General features: G+C 65.4%; 9 protein-coding genes (1 of these 9 running past the window's edge). 3 read left to right on the plus strand and 6 right to left on the minus strand.

Going from position 1 to position 24,667, the window contains the following annotated elements:
• Positions 1-15,918 carry the end of a C2 family cysteine protease gene (locus ABZ942_RS15940; RefSeq protein ID WP_357382458.1) on the plus strand. 46,089 nt of this gene lie to the left of the window's left edge, so 15,918 of the gene's 62,007 nt are visible here — the last part of the coding sequence; its start codon lies off the left edge, out of view; it ends in the stop codon at positions 15,916-15,918.
• A gap of 70 nt (positions 15,919-15,988) precedes the next feature.
• Positions 15,989-16,348 carry a hypothetical protein gene (locus ABZ942_RS15945; protein ID WP_357382460.1) on the plus strand — a complete coding sequence of 120 codons (360 nt, stop codon included), beginning with the start codon at positions 15,989-15,991 and terminating at the stop codon, positions 16,346-16,348.
• Positions 16,349-16,641: 293 nt separating this feature from the next.
• Here ABZ942_RS15945 and ABZ942_RS15950 read toward each other — a convergent pair whose 3' ends face one another.
• The 6 genes from ABZ942_RS15950 to ABZ942_RS15975 form a co-directional block, all read right to left on the minus strand.
• Positions 16,642-19,596, minus strand: a complete 2,955-nt coding sequence (locus tag ABZ942_RS15950) for a BTAD domain-containing putative transcriptional regulator (protein ID WP_357382462.1) — start codon at positions 19,594-19,596, stop codon at positions 16,642-16,644.
• A gap of 380 nt (positions 19,597-19,976) precedes the next feature.
• Positions 19,977-20,645 (minus strand): TMEM175 family protein, encoded by a 669-nt coding sequence (locus ABZ942_RS15955; protein ID WP_357382464.1) that lies wholly within the window; start codon positions 20,643-20,645, stop codon positions 19,977-19,979.
• Between the two features lie 326 nt (positions 20,646-20,971).
• Complete coding sequence (locus ABZ942_RS15960) at positions 20,972-21,433, minus strand: hypothetical protein (RefSeq protein ID WP_357382466.1); 462 nt, start codon at positions 21,431-21,433, stop codon at positions 20,972-20,974.
• The gene (locus tag ABZ942_RS15965; RefSeq protein ID WP_357382468.1) at positions 21,433-21,780 is read right to left on the minus strand and encodes a GntR family transcriptional regulator; all 348 of its coding nucleotides are present in this window, start codon (positions 21,778-21,780) and stop codon (positions 21,433-21,435) included. The genes ABZ942_RS15960 and ABZ942_RS15965 overlap by 1 nt, the downstream gene beginning before the upstream one ends.
• A 490-nt stretch (positions 21,781-22,270) precedes the next feature.
• Positions 22,271-22,432: an SDR family NAD(P)-dependent oxidoreductase gene (locus tag ABZ942_RS15970; RefSeq protein ID WP_357382470.1), complete on the minus strand. Its 162-nt coding sequence runs from the start codon at positions 22,430-22,432 to the stop codon at positions 22,271-22,273.
• Positions 22,429-22,965 (minus strand): hypothetical protein, encoded by a 537-nt coding sequence (locus tag ABZ942_RS15975; protein ID WP_357382472.1) that lies wholly within the window; start codon positions 22,963-22,965, stop codon positions 22,429-22,431. The genes ABZ942_RS15970 and ABZ942_RS15975 overlap by 4 nt, the downstream gene beginning before the upstream one ends.
• 453 nt (positions 22,966-23,418) lie before the next feature.
• Between ABZ942_RS15975 and ABZ942_RS15980 the strand changes: the two genes are divergently transcribed.
• On the plus strand, positions 23,419-24,636 hold the full coding sequence (locus tag ABZ942_RS15980) for an MFS transporter (protein WP_357382474.1): 1,218 nt from the start codon (positions 23,419-23,421) through the stop codon (positions 24,634-24,636).
• Positions 24,637-24,667 lie beyond the last annotated feature (31 nt).

Here is a 24,667-nt window from a genome sequence, read left to right on the forward strand (position 1 = left end):
CTGCTCGAGAACCCGCACAACGAGAACGAATCTGTCCCGATCTTGACACCCGGCATCGAATACCGCCCCGACTACCGTCACGAGCACACCGTCGGTCCGCTCCTGCGCCGCGGCGTCCTCGCGGTCGACCTCGAACATCTCCCCAAGTTCGGGATCCTCGGGATGAGCGGGCCCGGCACGCGCCTCTTTTACGGAGCCGATCACCCAGCACAAACAGGAACGCGGCAGCCAACAGCGCAACCGGCCGCAGCTCGCGCCCGACCGCGCCGCCCCCGCACTGACACCGGCGACAGCCTCCACCCCCGCGACGGCACAACAGCATCCGCCCCCGGACGCCGGAACAACACCACCCCGGGAACCGACGGCAGCACACCCGTCCACCCCGGCGACACCCCACCCGAGCAACCCGCACGGAGACGCGCGCCACGACGTCTGCGCAACTTCGTATCCCGTCTCACCGGCCGGAACGCACCCGGCGACGCGACGACATCGCAACCGTCCCAGCACACCTCGTCGGCCGAACCCTCCGCACGCCACCGCATCGGCACCTTCATCCGCCGGCTCGTGCGCCAATCCGGCAGCGACACAACAACTCCCACGCCCCGCCGAACCGTAGTCCCCGCCCACGGCGACGGCACCGCCGCCCACGCACCCGTCACCAACCCGCTCGACGATCCAGCGGACTTCCCCGAGGACGCGGGCCCAGGGCCCGGGTACCTTGCAGACGGGGAATTCGCATCCACCGAGAACCACCTTCGTCTGCTGTTCGAAGACGAACCTGTGACGGCCGTGAGCACGGCCGATCCTGATGCCGGGCGCAGGACGGATCCCTGGGCCGCGCCGCCGAATCTGCCGGTGCTGCAGGCGGACACGATCGGGGATACCGGAAATACGGTGCTGATCGCCCGGAACGGGCAGGCGGTAGTGATCGGGTCTGCGGACCGCGTTCTGTGGGACGGGCTCGAGGTGCGGGGCAATGCGCGGATCCAGTTGAGTTCGGACCCAGCGGTGTCGTATCGCGTGCACACAGAACTGCTCCGCCACCTCGACTGGCGCAAGGATCCGAATGGTGGATGGCATGGCACACCGAAGGGGGATCGGCGATCCGGCCAGTTGCTGTTCTACGACGAGCGAGTGGTGCAGCTGGGAGCCGGCGAATTGCTGCCGACCCAGCCGGAGACGGCCGGTGCGTTGCGGATCGAGTCGCTGAGCTGGCGGGTCGTCCTTCCGGAGAATGCCGTGCACGCACTGGGTTTGGGTGGACCGGCGGCCGCCACCGCAATGGTCACGCATGCGGGTCCGCTGTTCGCGACAGTGAATTCGCAGCCGGTACCGCGGGAGTCGGACGCGCGAGAGGGAACTTGGGCGGACTACGGGGTGCTGATGCGCAACCTCGGTAGGCTCGCCACCCGGGATCCACAGGGCGAAGTGGACATGTTCCACGAGTACGCCAACGGAACGGTGGGGGTGCGGTTCTTCATCGATGCAAAGCCGCACTGGGTGGGGGTTGATCGGCGCCTGCTGCACGACGCATCGGGGTTGCCGATACACGCGGAACATACCGATGGCGAGGCACTGTGGGCGGCGTTGGCGCAGAAGGCCTATGAGCTGTTGCGGCCTGACATCCATGCCGATACGACGGTGTCGATACGGCCGTTCGGTGAGCCTGTGCATCCGCCGCCGATACAGCCGATGCCGGGCACGACGATCAAGGCACCGGCGGACCGGTTGACCATCGTGGACCAGCACGGTGGGTTGCTGAGCGTCCGGCCGGGTGATGAGTTGCACGGCGTCGTCGATCCGCAGAATTCGGAGCTGCTCACGGTATGGATCGGTGCCGATCCGGCGGCCCCGACGCATGTCGTGGACCGAAACCTGCTGGGAGAGCTGACCGTATTCCGTGCGGACGGCAACGGCGTATATCACTGGACGACACCGACCACCTGGTCCTCACCGGACGCCGAACTGAAGTTCGCTGGGCTGCGGCGGATCTCGCCGGACACCACCACGACGCATATTCCGGCGGGCACGTCGATTTCCCTGGATGTCGGGAGCGGCGGCGAGTTGCTGCTGGATGGGAAGACCCAGGTCTCGGCGGAGACGCTGCGGCAGCTCGGCCGCACGATCCAGCGGGCCGAGGGCCCGGTATTCGGCGATGCGGGACCCGTGCCGGAGGATGCGGCCCAAGGCCGAATCGGGGACTGCTATCTGATAGCGCCGCTGATCGTCATTCCCGCCAGTGACCCACAGTCGATCCGGGATATGATCTCCGAATATCCCGACGACACCTTCGCTATGCGTTATTTCACCAAGCATGGCGCCCCGCGGTGGAAGCGGATCAACAGAGAACTTTACGCCGACGAACACGGGCAGATGATCTATGCGGCCCATGACGCGAGCCGGGCATTGTGGCCTGCGCTCGTCGAGAAGGGCTATATGGTGCTGCGGGGCGGCAAAGCCCAATTGATCGAAGGGGGCGTCCCGGGCAGCGCGATGACGGAATTGCTACCGCCGTACGAGATGGACGATTCCGGAGCCGTACGCCAGCCGATAAGCGGTATCGACCTGTTCCATTACCTGCATCCGATGCGATTCGGTATAGATTCGCTGTACGACCTGCTCGCCGAGCAGATCGGCCCCGCTGCCGATCTCGATTCGGTGTTCGCCTTCGCGCAACGACTCGGCATGCTCGAGCCGACCTGGAATATCAATAAAGAAGACACGGTCGAACGATTCCAGAATTTCCTCAATTACCACCTGCAACCGGCGGAACGAACCCAGTGGCAGACCGAGATCACCGCCGCATTGGATTATCTCGGCCGGATCAACGATCCCCGGGAAACCGTGACCAGTTCCGTGGCCCTGCGGCACTTCGCCGATCTGGTCCGGTTCGTTCGCAGCCGCGGCGACAAAGTCCTACTGAGCACCGGAACGTTCGGCCTGGGTATGGAGAACATCACCGAATATCCAGGTCTGGTGGGAACCCATGTGTATTCAGTATTGGATGTGCGCCCCGGCGACGACGGCGGTTTCGTCCTGGTACTGAAAAATCCGTGGAAATCCAACCCGAAGGTGCCCAAGCTCATCGACGGACTCACCTACGGTACGAGCAGCTTCCTCACCCTCCATGCCAAACAGCTGACCAAATTCGTGCTCCTGACGATGCACGGCCCCGGCACCCGCTTCGCCTTCGGCGACTCGACCGCAGCACCGTCGGACGACCGGTCCCAACCGGTTTCCAGCCCTCCCACCACACGCGGTCAACCATCCGGGTTCTCGTCGGATCCACCGGCGTATGACGAGATCGGTTCGCGGATCGAGGAACTCGCCGGTTCCGCCCGCACCGAGGTGCCCTGGGACGCGCCGCCGGCCTTCGATGCCGACACTCCCGCCCTGGACGCGAACCGGGACCAGCCTGCTCCTCCCGCGTTCTATTACCAGGCGTTGCGCCGGTCCGGTCTGCTGGTCGATGAGAACTTCTTCGACCGCGCCTCCTATCGCGACGCGGGTACTGACAGAACGGAGTTGCAGCGGCAACGTGACGAGCTCGCGCGTCAGTCGGGCCGGGTCGCAGTGTTGCGTAGTGCGTTGTTGATGCGAGTGCGTGACGATCGCGGCAACACCAATCTGCAATCGGATCGCACGCAGGCAGAACTTGTCTCGATGGGTTTGAGCCGGTACGAAAGCGGCCTGGCCGAATGGGATGTTCAACTGCGCGACAACAGGATTCGGCCGTCGTTGTCGGTCTCGGAACCGGAGCCTGGTGACCACCTCAGCCAAGGGCTGTTCCCGATTCCGCTGCAGCGGCCGCCGGGGTTGGCGGGCACCGGACCAGATCCACGCGTGGCGACGGTCTGGTGGCAGCAGCACGGCGGCCAGTGGTGGAACACCCTCGACTTCGCGGCGCGGACCGCGGCGCAACAACGGCAGCTGCTCACCGAATTGCCCGGTCTACGTAACGGGGAAGGGATTCCGCCCGCGGTGCGAGATGAGCTGAACCGCGCCCATCTCCGACTCGAACTCGACCGGCTGAGTCACGCGCCCGCCGGCGAGACCGTGCCGCAGCAGCGTCATCGGGAGGCCATGGTCGACGACTACACCAGGTTCGCGGATCTGCTGGTCGCCGCGGACCTGGAGGCAGGGATCACCACAGCGCGCCAAGGGCGTGCGCTGCCGCCGGTACACCTGTTGTCCTTCACTCAGGACGACCGTGGTCGCGGGGCAGTGGTCATCTGTATCGGGCCCGCGGACACCGCCGACTACGTGACGTGGCGGGCAGCACCGCCGGATGCGTCGCTCCGCGCGCTGACCGGCGAACTGGTCGACACGGCAGAGGCCTATGCCGCAAGTTCAAGTTCTGGAGCGATCCACGCGGCGGTGGTTTCCGCAGGCCACGACGACCTCCACGGGCGCCCCGGCAGCAGCCATGGCGCACAACCGATCTCACCTGGGCGCGGGTTCTCCAGGTTGCGAAACCTCCGCATGCTGTTCACTGCCGTGCGCAATCCCGCAGCCCTACGGCCGGGCGCGAGTCGACTCGGCGAGGCGATCATGGCGTACGCGACTGCCCGTCGTGCCGGCGGCACCCCGTTGCGAAGAGTCGAGGTGTTTGCGTCCAGACCGCAGGCAGCGGCAATGATGCGGCACGTCGATCGGTCGATCGTGACGATTCGCATGCCAGGGCGGTCTCTCCGGACCACACAGCCCAACCACCCGGGCAATTGCGCACCACGTGCACTCCGCGCAGGAAAGAACTTCAACCCCCGCCTTCAGTACCGGACCCCTGACGACGTTGTCGGACTGTCCGGTTGGAACGCCGCGGAATTGGAAGCCGCTGCCAACGCGACACTGCAGCACATCGACCCGAACGTCCCCGACCCGCACGCCGTCGTTGTCGACGCACTGCGCGACGCGGGGCCGAACTCGGTAGCTTTCGTCATCGACGTCCTCCTCGCCCCCGACGAGCGTGGTTTCGGCGCGCACACCCTCATGCTGTACAACGCCGACGGCAAAATTCGGGTTTACGACCCCGCTACCAGAGAAGATCGCCGCATCGGCAAATACCGCTTCGCCCCGAGCAGTGCTACCGCCGCCTTCGTCTTCGCCCCCACCGGTGAACAACGTTTCATGGACCAGTCCAACGACGGCGCCCGTGTCCTCGCCGATATCCTCATCGGCGCGCCGCCGACCGAGCGAGCACACACACGAGAACGTACGCAGGAGCATCGCGCACTTCCGGTGTCACTGGCCCGGGCCGAACGGCAGCAGCGCCCCGACGCTTCGACGTTCGGGATGGGCCGACTGTTCCAGGGGATCACGCGAGCGCTACCGACCGTAATGGTCGACGGTCGCCGGCGGAATGTGCTGAGTGAGCCATTTCAGGAGCGTTCGACCATGCTCAACCCTTATCTGCACTTGGTGGACTCGGGCAAAAACTGGGACCCCTGGGTCCTCCCTGCACACCGCGTGAAAGAGCTCCCCGGTCATGTGGTGGGCCGGTTCGGTGGCTGGCTGGCGATCCATTGGCTGCTCTACGAGTCCGCCGGGGGAAGCAGGTTCGACTACAACACGCTCACGGCGGCGCAGCGTCAGGACGCGATCGACGTGATCGTCGGCCTGCATGCCGGTAGCACGGAACAGACAGCGGCCCAATGGGTCCGGTGGGCGCAACTGAGTCTGGGCGAGAGCGCCGTACACCGGCTCAGGGAGAACGCCGATATCCGGGACCTGCCGGCCGATGCACGGGTGTGGATGGCCAATTCCCAGCACATGGTCGACGCCCGGGATGTCCGAACGCTAGCGGTCCGGCGCATCGGAAATACGGATGAATTCCGCATCTACGATCTCGACGATCCCAATCTCGGTGGTCTCGCCGGGCGAGTGAATGCGGCGAAGCTGGAGCGGTGGATGGACAAGCGCCGCATTACCGACCTGGTGATCCTCGAACCCGCGCGCGCGTCGGCAGTGCCCGGCCGGATGTCGATGGCGGGAGCGGTCGATGCCGCACACGAGCAGCTGCCGGACTATGCGGCGGCAACAGACCGCTCCGTGGATCCGCCCGGCTACCCGGAGTCGGGCAGCCCTCTCGGCACTGACCTACCCGCCACTCGCACCACCACCCCCTCCACCCAACCCCTCCGCGGCGGCGCTACCGGACTCACCCCGCCTGCCGTTGTGCCCGAAGCTATTTCGGATGCGGGCCGGGGGAATGTCTTCGGCTTGCGGGTGTTCAGGGAGAAGTTCTCGGAGGTCGATTTTCCGGCGGGGACGCGGTTGGAGTTCACCGATCCGGCCGGCGGAGCATTCACGGCGTGGGTAGTGCAGGCGAGCGACGGTGCTCGGCATGTCCGGGTCGGGGAGGGCGAGAACAGCCCCGAGGTGGGTGCGCAGGCGTTCCGGGAGGGTTTGCGGAAAGGGTTGCCGCAGTTGGGTTCCCAGGCTGTCGTGCGGATAGCGCAACCTGCGCAGAGTGCGAGTGTCAGCCGGGTATGGGAGGCAGGTCGGTTCCTGCATGTGGCGGCTGCCGGTGGATTCGGTACGGGGACCGTGGTGTCGTGGCGTCCGAGGGGCGGGGACCGGGTGCTGTCGGCGGTGGCGAGGGCGGACGGCCGGTTCGATTTCCACGGGCCCGACGATGGTGCGCCGATGGTTTTGTCAGCGGTGGAACTGGGGCCGTTCTTACTGAGTGTGGACGCGGTGGAAGTCGCGGCTGTGCAACGAGATATGCCTCAGGTGCCCGGTGATTCGGATGATATGCATTTCGGGCGGCTTCCGGTATCCGGTAAGCCCGTTCCGTTCCGACCCCGTGACGTCGATCTGCTTTCCCGAATTGCGTTGCGTACACCAAATATGGAACGCAAAAAATATCAGGACATCGCCGATGAGCTCAATGCGTCCAGCGGTACTCGTACCACTGCAGATGAGGTCCGAGATCGTGTTCTTGCGATATACGATAAATTCGGTCTGACAGGCGGAGATCGTGATCATCTGGTCGCGGTGCAAACTGCTCGCGCGTGGGGGCTGCTGGCTCGAGAGCCGGAAGCAGCCGACCTGGATTACGTGCACTCTGTGCTGAATCCGGCGACTGGCGCGGTGGTGCGGTTCACACCCGGCCAGATAGATCTGCTGACCGTGATCATGCGACGCAAGCCGAATATGGAGCCCAAAGAGAATAGTGATATAACTGAGGACCTCAAGGCGGCAGGGGATTCCCGGAACACGGACAGTGTCCTGAAAACACGCTTCCGGAAAATATATGACAAGTTGCCGTTGCGGGGTGCTGACCATGGCTATCTTGGTCTGGTACGGATGGCTCGTGTCTGGGGTTTGCTGCCGGAACACCCGGTAGCGGGCGATCTGGACTACGAGTATCACGGCAATGATCCGACGTCTCCCACTCCTGTGACGTTTATGGACGATGAGATCAGTTTGATCGCTCGGCTGATACGGGCAGGATCAGCCGCTGCGCCCGCGATAGCAGCCGCACTCGGAATTACCGCCCCGACGGCAAGGAAGCGCATAAAGAACCTGTTCACCAAATTGAAGTTGGGGGATAACCGGGATGTTCGCGAGCTGGCCCGGGTAGCACAGGCGTGGGGGCTGCCGGTGCCGACCACGAGCGGTGACGGTTCGGGTGCGTTCGACAGTGGCAGCGCTGCGGCCGGCCCCGCTCACCAGTCCGCCGGTCCACATACCCACCGAGGCGGTGCCACCCAACACACCATCGCACCCACGCGACGTACCCACATCGACAACATCCCCGCACCCCACAACGGACTCTGGGAATCACAACCAGGCGACGGCAACTGCATGTTCCACGCCTTCGCCCGCATAACCGGCATGAACGACCCCGACGCACACATGGACCTACGCGCCCACGCAGTGGAAACCGCCTATCAAACCCGCACCACCACCCTCGACGACTACACCTCCCCCACCCCACCCGAGCACTTCATGCCCGGCAACCCACCCACCGACTTCCACCCCGACCTCTCCGACACCGACCGCCACAACGCCTACCAACAACACCGCGACACCAGCTACCAACGACTCCGCGACGCCACCCCTGCCCAACTCGAAAACCTCCTCCTCGACGCCCAATACGCCGACCGCGCCGCCGAACTCCTCCTCCCCGAACTCGCCCGCACCCTCCAACTCAACCTCGACATCCACCACTCCGACCGCACCACCCACCACTTCCACTACGGCACCCCGAGCACACCCACCTACACCCTGTTCCGCGAAAACATCGGCGACGGCCACTACCACGTCGCCATCCACCCCAACGGCCAACCCATCACCACCCACACCACCACCCCCACGACCCCCTCCACCCAACCCTTCCGCGGCGGCGCCGACAAACACCGGGCCGACGGCGCCGCAGTCCTCGGCGATATCGGCATCGGCGCACCTCCGAGCCGTGATCTCACGGCCACGCAGGCAGCTACCGATGATGCCGAGCACACTTATTTCGGGCATGACCTGCTCGACCAACTGGGATCCGAGGAGTCCGCCAGCGCCGAGCCCAGGGAGCGCTGGCACCCGGACTACGACCTGAGCGCCCTGGACAAACCGTCTCTGCCCGAACATCTTCGATCGGAGAACCTCGCGAAACTCACGCCCGCGGAGCGCGACGTCGTGCTGCCGCAACCGGGTGTGCCGGGGAAGATTTCGCACCCCGTGCTGCCGGACGGCAGCACGGTCATCACGCTGATCGGCCGTACGGGCTTGGTACAGCACCTGCTGGCCGCCGATGTGGTGGAAGCCAAGCTGGTGCAACCGCCGCAGGGACGCCCGCTGTTCCGGATCGAACGCGACAACGGCCCGCAATTCGTCCACATCGACCTGACCCGCGACTTCGTCGGTGAGCACAGCGATCCCGGCGATTCGGGCACCTTGTACTGGGACCTGTCCGACACCGGTGGCGAGATCCGGATCCTCGCCGGCGACGGGGCCACGCCGACCCTGGTCCAGCTGCCCTACGACGCACCCTTGGTGGTGCGGCCCGGTGACGGGTCCGCACCGGTGCGGCAGCTGCGGAAAACCGACGGTCCCTGGCACAGCGTCACTGTTCCTGGCACGTTGTTCAGCGGGTTGCCCGTCCTCGCCGACCGGAGCGGGGACAAGCTGTACGCTCCGGACGGACAGCCCCGAGCCCGGGACGCGCGTCAGGGCGCGGCCGGTGACTGCAGCCTGGTCGCTCCGCTCAAGCAGATGGCCGAGCTCGACCCGCAGGCGATCATCGACATGCTGGAGGACCACGGCGATATCGTCAGCGTCCGGTTCTTCGTCGAGGGCGAGCCCAAATGGGTGCATGTGGACAAGAAGATCTACGTCACGCCGGGCACCGACATCGGTCACTTCGCGCGCCACGAACGCGGAGAGCCGTTGTGGGCCGTAATGATCGAGAAGGCCTACGCCAAGCTGTTCAACGGCGAGGACGGCTACCAGGGCTTCCCCGGCAACATTCCCGCAGCCCGGGTGCTCGAACGCCTGGGCATGGGGTTTCACCGGTCGCCGGCCGGGCGAGCGTATCGGGCCTGGGTCGACGGACGCATGGTCGACGTCGAGCAGACCCGCCGACCGCAACCGATCCGCAGCCTCAACGACCCGACGTTTCTGAACCCGCTCCGGTTCGACATGGATACGCTGCACGGTCTGGTGCGTGCCCACCTGCCCGACGATCGCCGAGCCGACCCCGAGTTCTCCCGCAGGCTCGCTGGAACTTTCACCTCGTGGGCGCTGCAGCGGGCCGAGCGGCGCGAAGCGGCGTGGCAGCCGATCTTCGCGCGGCACCCGAACGACGAGAATGCCCGCGACGCCGCCTGGAAACAGTTCGAGGACACCCGGGACATCCTGTACCCCAATGGTTTCCGTCGCTACCTCGACGAGATCCTCGCGCCCGACCTCAACGAGCGCTTCCCCGGCGACCCGCATCGCTGGGATGCGGAGAAGGACGCACTCACCCGCTATATCGCCAGCGCCTACGGCGGCGACGCCGAGTCGCGGGTGCTGACCGCCGATTCCGACATCGCCGCGCAGGCGATCGCCCTGCAGATCCGTTACGCGCTCGACCGCGGCACCAAGGTCACCATCGATACCCGATCATTCGGAAAGCCCGTGCATGGCCTGCTCCCCCGGCACTTCTACGCGATCCTCGGTATCGAACATGATGCGACCGGCACGTGGCTACTCCTGGAAAACCCCCACGACCACCACGGCAACTATGCCAAGCCGATCGACGGCATCGAACACCGTCTCGATCCACGACCCGAGCACCCCATCCCGGCGGGCGGCTCCCGTCACCGCACCGCGCCCGACGGCACCCAGTACGGAACGTCGACCGACGGCACCCGGTATCGCCGCGACCCCCACCCGGACCCCGCCGATCCGAGTAAAATCCGCTACGCCGAATACCGCTATGCCCGCGATCGAACCCGGTACTACATCGACACCGACGGCACCGAATACCGCACGACCTCGGACGGCACCCGGACCTGGAAACAACCCGGAGACACCGTATGGCGGCCCATCCCGGACCTCGACCGGCCGGATATGACCATCCCACGCCGCGGCGGCATCCTCGCCGTCAAAGCGAAACACCTGCCCAAGTTCGACAACCTCGCCCTGAGCGGCCCTGGCGCGTACGGCCTCTACGGCCCCGACCATCCCGACCCACTCGCGACACGCCCCACACCGGGCCATCCTGACGCAGGCACAACCTCCGCCGCCCCACCCGCCCGGCCCGGTCGCCGCGCTCTCCCGGCCGAATCCAACGGTCGCGACACCTACTTCGGCAATCACCTGCTCGGCCAGCTCCGGTCCGAGCGGAACAGCTCCACGAACAAGCCGCGAACCTCATTCGACCGCAAGGGACTCCAGCCCCCCACACCCGCCGAACACCGGCAAAATCCGAAGGCCAAACAGTTTCCTACGATCCCGGTCTCGATCAAGACCGGCCGCATGGATCATCCCGATGGTGGTCCCGCCCTCACCCTCGTGAACGACCGCGGCGAGGTCGTCACACTACCGGCCACCGGTCGCGCGGCCGCGAAGCTGAGAGTCCCGGCAGACGGAAGTCTCCCCTACTACGACTTGGTAGAGCCGAACGGACGGCGCCACACGGTTCCCGAGAAGCTCGTGAGCGACTTCGACTGGCAGCCCGGCACGGGTACCGCCCCGGGTACGCTGACTTGGCAAGTAACGGGCGAAATTCGTCTCCTCAGCCAAGACCGCAGCGGCACAAAGCAATCCGTCACGGTGGGGTACGGAGACGACCTCATCGCCATGCCCCAGCCAGGGCAGTTCCGGTACATCGCCAGACCTGAAGGTGATCGGGACTGGCTCGCCGTCAAAGCCCCGAACCACGTGCTGCCCGAACTGCCGACGCCGGGCGACCGCCGGGGCGAGAAGCTGTACGGCCCGTACGGACCACAACCGCAAGACGTGAGACAGGGCGCGGCCGGCAATTGCGCATTGATCGCCGCACTCGTACAGAAGGCCCACCACGATCCGGCATCGATCGAGGAGCTGCTGCAGGAGAACGAAGGCGACACCGTCTATGTCCGGCTCCGCATCAACGGCAACATCGAGTGGGAACTCGTCGACAAGAACATCCCCGTCACACCCCGCACCAACATCGGGCATTACGTCTACCACGAACTCGGGCAGCCGCTGTGGCCGGCAATGATCGCGAAGGCCATCGCACAGCGCCTCGGCGGGCACCTCGGCTACCACGTGAGCCTCAGCTCGGACATGAGCAAGTTGGACGTGTTCGGTTATCTCGACAAGGGCTTCCACCACCCCGCCGACGGCGCACTGCCGCAACCCTCCCGCGTCGTCCAGGCTGTGTTCTTCCTGCTCCACCTGGACTTCGAGACCCTTGGACGATTGATAGGTGGAAATCCGAAGTCCCACCGCGACTTCGGCGACGCCCTCGACAAACTCGAGTCCCATTACGAAACTCTGCGCAGCGCCCGGTGGCAGGCAATAATCGCCGCCCACCCCGACGAGAAGGATCCCGCCCGCGGCACGGCGTGGGACAAGTTCGTGCGTACCGACGATCTCGAATCGCCCGCCGGCTTCCGCCGCTACCTCGACCAGCGACTGCCGGGACGGTGGGAAAACGAGAAGAAGACCCTGCTGCGCTATTTCAACGCGATGTACACCGGGGAGGCCGAGCTCCGGCTGCTCGACGACGCCTATATGTTTGTCGCCGAGGCGATCGCCGACCGGATCGACTGGGCTCTGCAGCGCGGCACGGTCACCCTCGGCACCCACGAATTCGGGCAGGGCCACGAAAATGTGACTTTGGTACCCGGTTTGGTGGGCGGCCACACGTACGCGGTCCTCGGGGTCATTCGCGATGACAAGGGCAAGCCTATCGGGCTCCTGCTCGAGAACCCCTGGAAACACAACGGCACCTATCCGACTCCTGAGAAAGGCATCGAATACGTCGTCCCCGCAGCCGGATCCACGTACACCATCCAGAGCGACGGCACCCGGATCCGCGACGACCGGGACGGCGGACAGGAAAAATTCTCCGGCGACTCCGGCAGATTCTGGCGGGACCCCAACGGCGGGGAGGAGCGCTGGACTTCGCCGACCGGCATCAAGATGCGCAAGGCTCCAGGCAGCACGACCTGGGAGGACGACCCGACCCGCAAGGACCCGCCCGACGGCACCATCCCCCGCCTCGGAATGATCGCGGTCCGTCTCGTACATCTACCGAAGTTCGGCCCGATCGGAATAGGAGGCCCCGCCGCGTACGGCCTCTACGGACCCGAGAACACCACCGACACAAGCCCCGACACCACCTCCCCACCGCACGGCCGCAACGCCCCACCACCGGCACCGACCCACGCTGCCGATATCCATATGCCCGACGCCGCCGCGCACCCCACCGACTCGGCTGCGCACGTAACGCTGGAGCCCGTGGAAGACGAGATACTTCACTGCGTCGCCAAGGGGTACAAGGAAAATGAAATTCTTGCTCACCTCGAGTCTGTAGGAATGCCTACTGCTAGGCACAAATTGAGGGATGTCGTGAATTCTCTATTCAGCAAGTTCCGCATCCCGCACACCTGGGACAGGGACGTCATGCTCGCCCAGCTGGTGGCGCAGGCTCGCGCACAGCATCGGCTCGACCAGAAGAGGTTCACCGAGCTTTCGCTCCGGCCCCTGCATCGAGCGGTATTCGCTCATGTATTCGAAAATCTAGGAGACGACCATGCCGGCAGTTCCTATGCAGCGATTGCCGCTGCCCTTCGAGGCAAGGTATTCGACGGCGGAGAGTCTGTCGAGATCACTCCGGCTCGAATAAGGGCCGCATGCGAGGAGATACTCAACAGGCTTGGGATACCCCGAGTTGACTGGGTACGAAGTACGGAAGGCGGCACTGATGCCCGAGCCACGGTCGCTGAGCTCGCTCGCGCCCTGCAGGGAAAGACCGACTCCGGTACCATCGCTGAATTCTGGAAAGATGGCGGGCCCGCGGCGCATTGGTCCAGGCGGCCACCTCGGCAAGAGAAACTACACAAGGCGATATTCAACTACGTTTACGAAATTTGCAAAGACGGTTACCGACAAATTTCGTACGAGGAGATCATCGGTGCCGTCGAAAGCCCGGATCTCCCCGATATCACTAAAATCATGATATACACCGCGATTCAGGGGATACTAGGCGATCTTCGCGTTCACGAAGACCGGTGGCTCCGAGATAGCGTCGGCCAGGCGCGCCCGAAGGACACGCTCGCGGATGTGGCACGTACCTTATCGGACGATGTCGTCGCCGGATACCGATCGACCGGCAGAGCCGGCCCGGCTGCTGGACCTTCCGATGGCAGTAGCTCGCAGGCACCAGCACCGCATCCCGCCGTCGACGTACCCGACAGCCCCGCCGCACCCGTATCTGCCCAGCCGCAACAGACTCGAGCGTTTGTCGGCCTCGACATCCTGCCCGCAGACCTCAACCTCTACCTGTTCACCGGCGTCGGCGACTACCCGCCCGACACCCACATCTACCTCAGCGGGTTCCACCCCGACTCCGCCGACACCTACACCCGATTGCGACTGACCGTCACCGCCGACGGCGGATTCATCGTGCGGAACAACAGCTCTGGCGCCGGCGACGAAGAACCTATCCGCACCGGCCCGGAGATCCTGGCCTTCCTCCCGGACCACCTCGAAACCTGCGCAGCAACGGTCGTGCACCGCCCCGCACCCGACACATCCGGACCGACCACCCACACCACCATCGCCGATCTCACCGACCGGTTGAACCAGCTCACCCTCCTGACCGACACCACACTGCACCTCCCCGACAGCGCCACCGCCGCCCTGCATGCCAACGGCGACTTCGAATTTCGCAGCGCCCACGGATCGGGCTTCTTCGACAAAGCCCAATTCCTGCCCCGCCTCAGCATCTACGTCCCGCCGCACGTCACGATCCACGCACCCACCCCGCCCCACTGGCTCCCCATCCACCGCGACCCGTTCACTGCCTTCGCCCGCGTCCACGGTCTCGACCCGCAGCAGCTTCGGGTCGATATCGCACACCATCTCGACGCCAACCGTGACCACTACATCGACCAGATCACCGCCGACCACCTCGACGCCCAAGAGATTCACGAAAACGCCCACCGCCAGGAATTCGACAACAACCCCGCTTTCCGCCGCAACACCCCGATCGACATCGAATCCGCCCGCGCCGCCGAATTCCGCGACCGCATAAGGCACGAGCGCGAGCTACTACTTCAGCGCGAAATCGATGCACTACACGCCGGTCACACCACCGACAGCCGCTCCTCAGCACACCCTCGACTCCCGTTCCGACTCCGCGTCGCCGCCGAACTGATCCACGCCAACCTGGTAGACATCGAATCCGGGTTCACCCGGCACTCGGTCATCACGACACCTGTTCCGGGCCAACCCGTCTCGTTCTTCCGACACCACCCCGAACACGGCTACCAGCTGGGACTCACGTCCACTGGCGGCCTGTACACAGCCCCGATTCCCGGCATCGCCTTGACACCCCATCAGCATGCTCTCCTGAACTATGTCGCGGCACGATACAAAAACAGCGAAATCGAAGCCCGCCTGCGCGCGGATGGATTTTCCGGCACTCGGAATTATCTGGTGGACGACGCTCTCAAGCGGTTGTACAAGCTGTTCAGGCTTACTGGTTTCGCTAACCCGCGCAGCGAGATCATCACCAAAGCCAGAAGGCTGGGCCTGCTCGACAGGGCCTCCGACACGCCTCCGGCACTCCCGTCCACCATGCTGCCGCCGCTGCAAAACAAGGTGCTCGAATACTATGCCGCAGCCCACACCTCGAACCGCGACGTCGACAGCCGCTTCATAGCCGACGATCTCAGGAGAATCGGATTTACCGGCGACGAAGTATTGGTACGACGCGCGACGGATCTGTTGTTCGAAAGGCTCAGAGTCGAGCGCCGCGCCGACGAGTCCGCAGCCGACCGACGTAGGCGCGCCGTCGCCGTCGCTCGCAGCGACTATCCGGGCATGCTCGACGAGACTGCCGTCGCCGAACTAGCGGCACGTCTGGCCGTGCCCGACGAGCTCCTCGCCCCCGCACCCCCGGGTCGCCCGCTGTCGCTGCTGTCGAACAGGGTGCTCGAATACTATGCCGCAGCCATCACTTTGAACCGCGACTTCAACAGCCGCTTCATCATCAACGCCTTGTTCGAAGAGCGACTCATCGATGACGAGAAGGAGGTGGCCACCGCAGTGTTCGCGTTGTACAGACGGCTCGAGATCGAACCCCGTCGCGGTGAGTCCGCGGCCGACAGACGAAAGCGGGCCGTCACCATCGCCCGCACCAGGTATCCGGGTGTGCTCGCAGAGAACGCCGTCACCGAACTCGCGGAACGTCTTGAATCGCTGCGCATCCGGCCGTAACGGCCACTCGAGCGCCGATCGACGACAGTAACCGGCACCACGCCACCCGACGCCACACACCGGAGCACCGATGACAAGCACCCCCATCACTTACAGCCGCTGGACCCGCCGCCCGCTGAACTATCTGCCCGTGCATCGGCAGGGTCAGCTCATCGGATACCTGTGGGCCTCCACCGACCACTACGCGGCGGGCTTCGAACGCCAACTCGCCACGGCCGGAGACGATCTCGACTGCCTGCTTGCCTGGGAACGGCGCCTCGACGACGCGGCTGCGCGTGGGCTGGCTCCGATCGCTGCTCTCGAGGAGTGGATCGGCGCACCCGAAGATGCGGTCGCCGGTGCCGTTCCGCCCGGGGATCCGGCTCGGCGGCGCACCGACCCTGGCCGAACTGTGGGGCCGGCTCAACCCGGACGGACCGCCTCTCGGTGAGGGACCGCTGATCCAGGACGGTACCTACCCTGACGGGATACCCGCCGACAACAGTGACGACTGAGAACCACTGCGGAGCGTCCCACTACAGGCCGCGCAGCGATCGAGACGGAACGTACTGCACTGTGCCGCAGCCGAATTCAAGGCTGGGCGGCGTCGCAACTGACTCCGCTGACGACTCAGCCCGCCGAGCACGGACAATGCCGTCAGCTGTGCCGCGGCCGAATTCAAGGCTGGCCGATGCCGCGACCGACTCCGCTGACGACTCAGCCCTGACGAGCGGACAGTCCCCGTCAGCCGGCGACCGGCGCCTCGGCGTCCGGCACGCCAAGCCCGATGCGCTTGCTCCATTGCGCGACCTGCCGCAGAATCGGCGCCGCCTCCTCGCCCCGGCCGACAGCGGCCAGCGCCCGGCTGTACGCCTGCATCGCCCGCACGCGTTGCTCCGCCGCCGAGACCTCGGTGCGGGCACCTACCTTTGCCTCGGCGACCGGCACGGCCGCATCGGCAAACTCAGCCTCGTCGGCGTCCTCGCTGTCCAGCATGACCTCGGCCAGCCGGGCCAGCGCCCACCCCTCCTGATGCCGACGCCCATCTCGGCGAGCCGCGTCGAACGCCCGCTCGCAGATCTCCAGCGCGGTCTCCGGATCGCCACTTCGCAGCGTCGCGAATCCCAACTCGTGCAACGCCATCGACTCGACCCGCAGGTTACCGACCTGGCGAGCGAACGGCAGCGCCTGTTCTGCCGCCTCGACGGCCTCCGCCCAGCGGTGCGCCTCACAGTAGACGCGCGCGATCGTCGCCCAGATGATCCCCTGGCTCGCCGGCCAATCCTGGCTGACCAGCTCGATAGCGCGCCGGAAATGTTCCACCGCCGTATCGATGTCGCTCTGGTACGCCATGGCGGTGCCGAGCATGATCTCCGCCATGCTGGCGCAGGCCTGATCGCCGAGTTCCAGCAGGGTCGCATTCGCCTGACGCAGCGCGCTCACGGTGTTCAGATCTCCGGTACTGACGAGCCGGACCATCGCGGCGGCCAGCTGTGCCCTGGCCACGGTCCGGCGTTCGCCGTCGGCTTCGACCGCCAGGCTCAGCGCCTGGAGTGCCTGCGCCACCTCCGGCTGCTGCTCACCCACATCACCGCCCACCGCCAGTGATAACGCGAGATCGACTGCGAGCGTGCGGGTTCGGTCATCACCGCCCTCGGCAACCTGTCGATAGAGCGCCACCACAGCGCGATGTTCGACCAAAATCCATGCCGCACACTGCTGCCCGTTGGTGAACCGCTGCCCGGCCGCGCTGGTGGCAGCGTATTGGTCGGTGCCGAAACCCGGATCACGCAGTTCCATAATGTTTTTCGCGCTGGCAAGATAGAAGTCGGCCAGCCGGTGCATGACCTGCGGCCACTCCCGCCGCTGTCCGGGATCGGCCACCTTGCGACCGAACAGCCGCAACAGATCGTGATACCGATAACGCCCCAGTTCCGGCGTCTGCAACATGCCCAGGTCGACGAGAGCCTCACAGAGCCGCTCGGCGTCGGCCTTATCCCGATCCAGCAGGGCGGCAATGGCGGCGACGGACAGCTCGGGTGCGTCGGAGAACGCCATGAGCACGAACGCGTGCGCCAGTTCCGGAGCGAGGCTGCGGTAACTGGCCAGAAATGCGAGCTCCACACTGGTGTTGCCGACCGTGAGTTCGGCCAGCAGGCCGCGCTCGTCGGCCAGCCGCTCGGCAACCCCGGCGAGCGGCCAGGTAGGTCTGCTCGCCAGCCGCGCCCCGATGATGCGCAGCGCCAGCGGCAAGTGCCCGCATTCGCGCAGGATCTCTTGTGCTGCTTCGGGTTCCGCCGACATCCGGCGCGCCGACACCCCGTGCTCCAGCAGCATCCGCGCGGCATCGGGAGTAAGGACGTCCAGCGGGACCAGCCGCGCACCGAACAATTCCGCCAGGCTCGAACGACTGGTCACCAGCACCGTCGCCGTACCGGGGCCCGGCAACAATGGCGTGAGATGGTCGACGTCGCGCGCGTTGTCGAGCAACAGCAGTACCCGCTTGCGGGCAACCATGGTGCGCCACAGGTCCGATCGCGCCGCACGGTCCAGGGGCAGCTCACTCGGCTCGAAACCGAACGCGCGCAATGCCGCCTCGATCAGCAGATCGGTCGACCGCGGCTGGTCGTCCGTGCCGCCGAGATCGAGATACAACACACCGTCCGGATAGCTTCGGCGCACGCTATGCGCGAGATGTACTGCGAGCGCGGTCTTTCCGAGACCCGCCATCCCGGTGATCGCGACCACCAGGCCGCGGCCGTCCGTGCCGAGCGCCGTGGTCAGTTCTGCCACCAGATCGTCTCGTCCGACGAAATCGGCGATGTCCGGTGGCAGTTGCGCCGGGATGCGCGGCGAGTGCAAATCCCTTTCAGGAGAGGCCGATTCACTCGCATAGGCCTGGGGCGTGGCCTCCAGGATCTCCTGATGCAGACGGACCATCCGCAGGCTCGGCTCCAGACCGAGTTCGTTGATGAGCAGCCGGCGCGCGTTCCGATACACTTCGAGCGCCTCGGCCCGCCGCCCGGCCCGATACAGCGCGACCATCAGCAGTTCGTGCCACCGCTCCCCCTGCGGTTCGGCCGCCACCAACGCTCCCAACTCCGCGACCGCGGCCGAATATCGACCGAGGTCAAGGGTGACGGCTATCGCAGCCTCGTTCAGGGCCGAACGCAACCCGTCCAAGCGAGCGCGCTCCTTCTCCGCCCACGGACCGGGCACACCTACCAGCGGATCACCCCGCCACAGTTGCTTCGCCGCAACCAGTTTCTCGTTCGCCAGATCGGCCGCCCCCGAGGCCCGGTCGGCTTCGGCGGCCACCAGCAACTCCTCGACCGCAGCGACATCCGACTCCACCGGCAGCCCCAGCCGATAACCACCGATGGTCGACCCGAGCCACTCCGCCCCGGCCCCCGCATGCCCATGCGTATCGAACTGCCTGCGCACGTCATGCACATGATTGCGCACCACATTGACCGCCGAGGTAGGCGTGCGATCCGACCACAGCCGGGCAGCCAACTCCGCCGTCGACAGAGTCCGCCCGGACTCCGCCGCGAGAATCGCCAGAATCGCCAACGTCTGCGGCGCCGAAATATCCAGCCTGCGCTCCGCCAGCCGCACCTCAACCGGCCCCAACACGTTCAGCCGCAGGACATTAGCCGAGTCGATATCCGAGATCTGCGCCGTCAAACGAATCCTCACCCTCGATCCGACCGCCCCCGGGTCACCCCCGGCAAGCCGGTGACCAATCGCCACACCGAGCCGCTTCCTCGAAGACTCGCCGCAGTTTCACGCACCAACGCCTCGTCGCAGTCATCCACTCCAACTGCCATTCCGAAGCGTAAAAAATCCGGCGCATCCATGGGGTGCACCTTAGCGACAGCTTCGGTGAACATCCGCGCCAACGAACGCCCCGGTTCAGGTCAAAGACCGCTACCGACCGCTGAACTGCTGGCCGTCAGACCGGGCGCCCCGGTTCCGAGCTTGTCGGGGTTTCTGTCGCGATGCCTGTCGTCAGGACAGTGATCTACGACCGCAAAAGCCTGCACCGTCACCCAGCAGCTCCGACGATGCCGACGCCGTCATGATCGGCGCAAGAGGTGCAGACCGTTGCTGGTGATGCCGTACGCCAGAGTCGCGAGCACGTAGAGGATCAGCGCGACGATCGGTGAAGCCAGGGCAATGACGGCGATGATGTCGAAGGCGATGAAACCGACCCACGCCTGGCGGCTTTCCGAACGAACGAACGCGGCGTCGTAGCCAGGTTCGAACAGAGAAGGGTTGCGGCGCAACGCGACCCACATGACGATCCAGGCGCCGGCCTGCACGGCCGCGACGATTCCGTAGAACGCGGTGGCGACGCGGGCGTCCCATGGACTGCCCTCGAGGTGATGAGCCAGCGCCGCGGTGGGAAACGGGAGGAATCCGACGCAGAACAGCAGCAGGAGGTTGCCGGATTGGAGTAGGCCGTCCACGCGCCGGATGCGGGCGAAGAAGTTGTGGTGGCACAGCCAGATGACACCGATGGTGAGAAACGACGCCACATAGGCCAGGTAGCTCGGCCACAGCCGGAGAAGTTGATGCAACAGGCTCTCATCGGAGTCCTCGGGCAGCCGAATCTCGAGCACCAGCAACGTGATCGCGATGGCCATCACCGCATCGCTGAAAGCCTCCACCCGCGCGGTGTTCGACGGCCGGACTTCGATCGTGGCGCTCTGTTCGTTCGAGACAGCCGACTGAGAATGTTGCATTGCCGCATTATTGCCCACGACACCAGGACCGACCCTGGGTACAGGGCCGGGGGCACATTCAGCATTGCAGGCTTTGCGGCGACGGTACTCGCCCCTGCGCTGCTACTGGCTCTGGTGGAATAGCCACGCAGCGCGGACGATATCGACGATGTCGGGGGTTTCCGTTCCGCATCGTCTCAACTTCGCGACAAGATCGCGGCGTCAATTTTCGAGCTCGCTGCTGTGGTCAACTGTGGCGCTATCTGGTGCGGGTGGTCGCTGTGATGTGAACCTGGCTCACGTTCGCGCCGGAGTGGCCGTATCGAAAGTGGGTATTCTCCAGCCGCTCATGGTGTGATGTCCATTGCCCACAGTGCGACCCTGGGCTCCGGCATCGAGACAGTGACCATTCGACCGCTGGTCAAGGTCAAACGCAGCGCAGGCCCCCTAGTCGGTGTCAGGAACCATCCGCGTCTCCGCTTCCAGAACACACCACCCTGACCGCTCCAAGCCGTGACCGGCAGATCAACGATATCGGCGCGGGCGATATCGGCTGGGGCAATGGTGATGCGAGGGAAGCCGAAAGCACCGAGATTCACCGCCAGGCCACCAGGCCCGGCGCTGACGCGTTGACTGGCCTGCACAGTCACCTTCACCAGCGCGATGATCATGAGCGCGGTGAGCAGAAACTCCACCACCCCGGAACCCGTCGCCCAAAGAAGGCCGGTCCAGAGAACAAGAAGGAAGATGTCAAACCACAACATCGCCCAATTGGTGACGCGGCAGGTATAGACCACCGAAGCAGGCATCACATCAACTCCTCGATCAAGCCGAGCACCTCGGCCTTGCTATAACCATTCGCGCGTGCGGACTCGACCAGCTGGCGCACGGCCTGCTCCACCGGCGCCGAGGTAGGAGCAGCCGCGGTGACCCGCACGCCACGCCCGCGCCGAAAATCCACGACCCCCTCCTCCCGCAGCCGCCGATACGCAGCCAGCACGGTGTTGCGATCGACGGACAGTGCATGCGCCAATTCCGTTGCGGGCGGAAGCTGTTCGTTGACCACCAACTCCCCGGCGGTGACCGCACGTCGGACGCAGGCCGCGATCTGGTCTTGCAGCGAAGCCCTAGAGGCCTGATCGATTTGCCACAGCATGATGCTAATAAAGCTAGCACTATTTACGGAATCCGGCGACGCTACCGACGCAGCTCGGGGCGCGCCCTGACGATGCGAACCCACCCTTACTGCCAACCAAACCTCCTGCGGTGCACGATCATCGGCTATGAGCGGGCACCGCAGGGTTGTGGATCGGATAAGGTTGCAGCTCTGGACAAGCTCTGCCCGCCGATTCAAGGCGCACCTGCGCCCTCAGCGAGGGACTGAGGAGAGTGAAATGCCCCCAGGGGTGCGGCAATCCGGCAGATCCGAGCAGTTGTCCACGTACAACCGCTGATCCCCTGGCGTACACCGTTGGGATGCGAATTAATTCGAGAACTTCTCTAAGATGTCATTGATCGCAACACGCTCCACCAATACGAACCTGCCTGATACCGAACGATATTGGGGCGACGTCTACCACCTGAACAACGGTACAGTCGAATCAAATGGGGAGCCTTCAACAAGATCACTGGGAGCTGGACAAAGCTCAGCGAAGGCCAACAACCCGGTCGACCGCGTCGGCGGCGGCACTCGGACACAGATGGCAGAACGCGATGTCGTAACCGTCAGCGCCGAGCCGGACCGCACAAGCGGCCCCGATGCCGCGAGCGCCGCCGGTGACGATCGCCAGCGGTCGCGGGCCCGTCACCGCCGCGCCTCCGTCGCGCCCTTCGCCCACGCCGGACCGGTCAGGAACCAGATCACGGTGATGAGCCCCAATGGCTGCACCACCTCGCGCAGCGCGGCGGCCTGCTGCGCGTCGGCCACCGTCACCGAGAGGCCGAAGCACACGGCCAGCGCGATCGCGGCCGCCACCAACCACTTGACGAACGACTTCGTCTCGTACTTCACCGCTTCTTCGCCCTGCTTGGGGCGCTTCGGTGGCCGCGGCGCGCCCGCGAACCGGTACGCGAACCAACTGTCGAGCCAGGCGATGGTCGATTTGCCGAAGACAACGGTCCAGCCGAGATAGATCCCTGCGAGCCGGTGCACACCGTTGACCTCCGCACCCTGGTACACATCGATGGCCACGGCGGCGACCAGACACACGTCGATCAGCGGAACCATCGCCAGCACAATCGAACTCGCCTGTCGCCAGCGCACCACGTAGCGCAGCAGCAGTCCGCCCGCGGCGAGAATCCAGAACGCGACCTCGCAGGTCAGAATGACAGTCACCATCATCGATATCACCGCACCTGTCGGAGAGAGCTCGAGCTCTTGGTGACACCACGCAACCGCAACACCGGAGCCGACGGATCTGCCGAGACCTTCACAGCACCAATTCCTTTCGCTCACAAGCCACCCCGAGGACGCGCAGCCGCGTTCCACAGTGATCATGGTCGCGTCACAGGCCCGCCGTCGTCGTCCTCCTTTATGACTACTTCGGGTAGCCGTATCCGTTGTGCAGCGGACGCCGGCGTCCAGCCAGACCGAAGGCGCCCTTCAGCTGGTCTCAGCAGCTGAAGGGCGGCTTCGGTCGGCCCAGCTGGCGGTGATCCGGGTCACATGCACTTTCGGCTGCCGCGATGTGGGGGGATCGATTGTATTGTTTCCACTCGGAATCAGGGGGACGAGGAGCGCGTTGCAACCACACTTGTTCGAGTCGTTCTCGCCGTATGCGTGCGAGGTGTGCCGATGAGCAAGACCCTGCTGCGGGTACCCGGTTTCGGCAGGCTGATGCTCGGGCGCACGCTGTCGTTCCTGGCCACCGCACTGGTGCCGATGGCACTCACCCTCGCGGTGATCGACGCCACCGGCCGAGCAGGCGACCTCGGCCTCGTCCTCGCCGCGGAGTTGTTCCCGCAGTTGGTATTACTGCCGATCGGCGGCGTGCTGGCCGACCGATTCCCGCCGCAGAAGGTGGCCTTCGCGGCGGACCTGACCCGCAGCCTCGCCCAACTCGGCATCGGCATCGAATTGCTGTGCGGCGCAGTACGAATCACCGACCTGGCGATCCTCTCGGCGATCACCGGCATCGGCATCGCCTTCGGCACCCCGACGATGTCACCGCTCATCTTCGCGACAGTCCCGCAAGCACATCGGTTGCAGGCCAACAGTTATCTCGGCGTGGTGCGCGGCGTCACCCTGGTCGCCGGGCCCGGCGTCGCGGGCGTGCTCGCCGTAACCGTCGGCCCCGGTTGGACATTCATCGTCACCGCCGCCGTGTTCGCGATCGCGGCCTGCACCCTCGGCGGGCTCCGGTTGGCACCGCGCCCGGTCGTCGAGCACCCGGTCTCGTTCTTCCGGCAGCTGGCCGACGGCTGGTTCGAGGTGCGCAGCCGCACATGGTTCTGGTCCAACCTGATCGGGCACGGCGTCTCGAATCTCGCTGCGGGCGTACTCATGACGCTCGGCCCCCTCATCGCCGTACGATCGCTCGGCGGCGAGGTGTCCTGGGTGCTGATCTACCAGGCAGGCATGGCCGGAGTGGTACTCGGCGCACTCATCGCACCCCGGCTGCGAGTGCAACGCCCACTCATACTGACCTCGGCCTGCGGCACCCTGTTCGCCCTGCCGATGATCAGCTTCGCAACACTGACACCGATGTGGGTCGACGCCCTCACCTACGGCGCCGCAATGCTCGGCGTCGGCCTCCTGAACACGGTGTGGCAGACCACAATCCAACGCGAATTCCCACCCGAAGCCCTGGCCCGCGCCGACTCCTACGACGTCCTGCTCTCCCTCGCCGCCCGCCCCCTCGGCACCGCCTTCGCCGCCCCCATCGCCGCCGTCACCGGCAACACCGCCCCACTCCTGACCATGGCAGCCCTGGTCGCGGTCGTAAACCTGGCGATCATGGCCCTCCCCGACGTCCGGTCGATGACCACCGAGAAGGAACCGACCCGGCGGTAGACGGTGACGTGCCGGATCCGGCCAGAAGTGG

It is taken from the genome of Nocardia sp. NPDC046473, from assembly GCF_040645995.1.
In the GTDB taxonomy this organism is placed as follows: domain Bacteria; phylum Actinomycetota; class Actinomycetes; order Mycobacteriales; family Mycobacteriaceae; genus Nocardia.

What these genes read in the sequence shown, in the direction of transcription:
- ABZ942_RS15945 (WP_357382460.1), top strand. Translation starts at nt 15,989, where the DNA reads ATGACAAGCACCCCCATCACTTACAGCCGCTGGACCCGCCGCCCGCTG.
- ABZ942_RS15955 (WP_357382464.1), bottom strand. Translation starts at nt 20,645, where the DNA reads ATGCAACATTCTCAGTCGGCTGTCTCGAACGAACAGAGCGCCACGATC.
- ABZ942_RS15960 (WP_357382466.1), bottom strand. Translation starts at nt 21,433, where the DNA reads ATGCCTGCTTCGGTGGTCTATACCTGCCGCGTCACCAATTGGGCGATG.
- ABZ942_RS15965 (WP_357382468.1), bottom strand. Translation starts at nt 21,780, where the DNA reads ATGCTGTGGCAAATCGATCAGGCCTCTAGGGCTTCGCTGCAAGACCAG.
- ABZ942_RS15975 (WP_357382472.1), bottom strand. Translation starts at nt 22,965, where the DNA reads ATGATGGTGACTGTCATTCTGACCTGCGAGGTCGCGTTCTGGATTCTC.
- ABZ942_RS15980 (WP_357382474.1), top strand. Translation starts at nt 23,419, where the DNA reads ATGAGCAAGACCCTGCTGCGGGTACCCGGTTTCGGCAGGCTGATGCTC.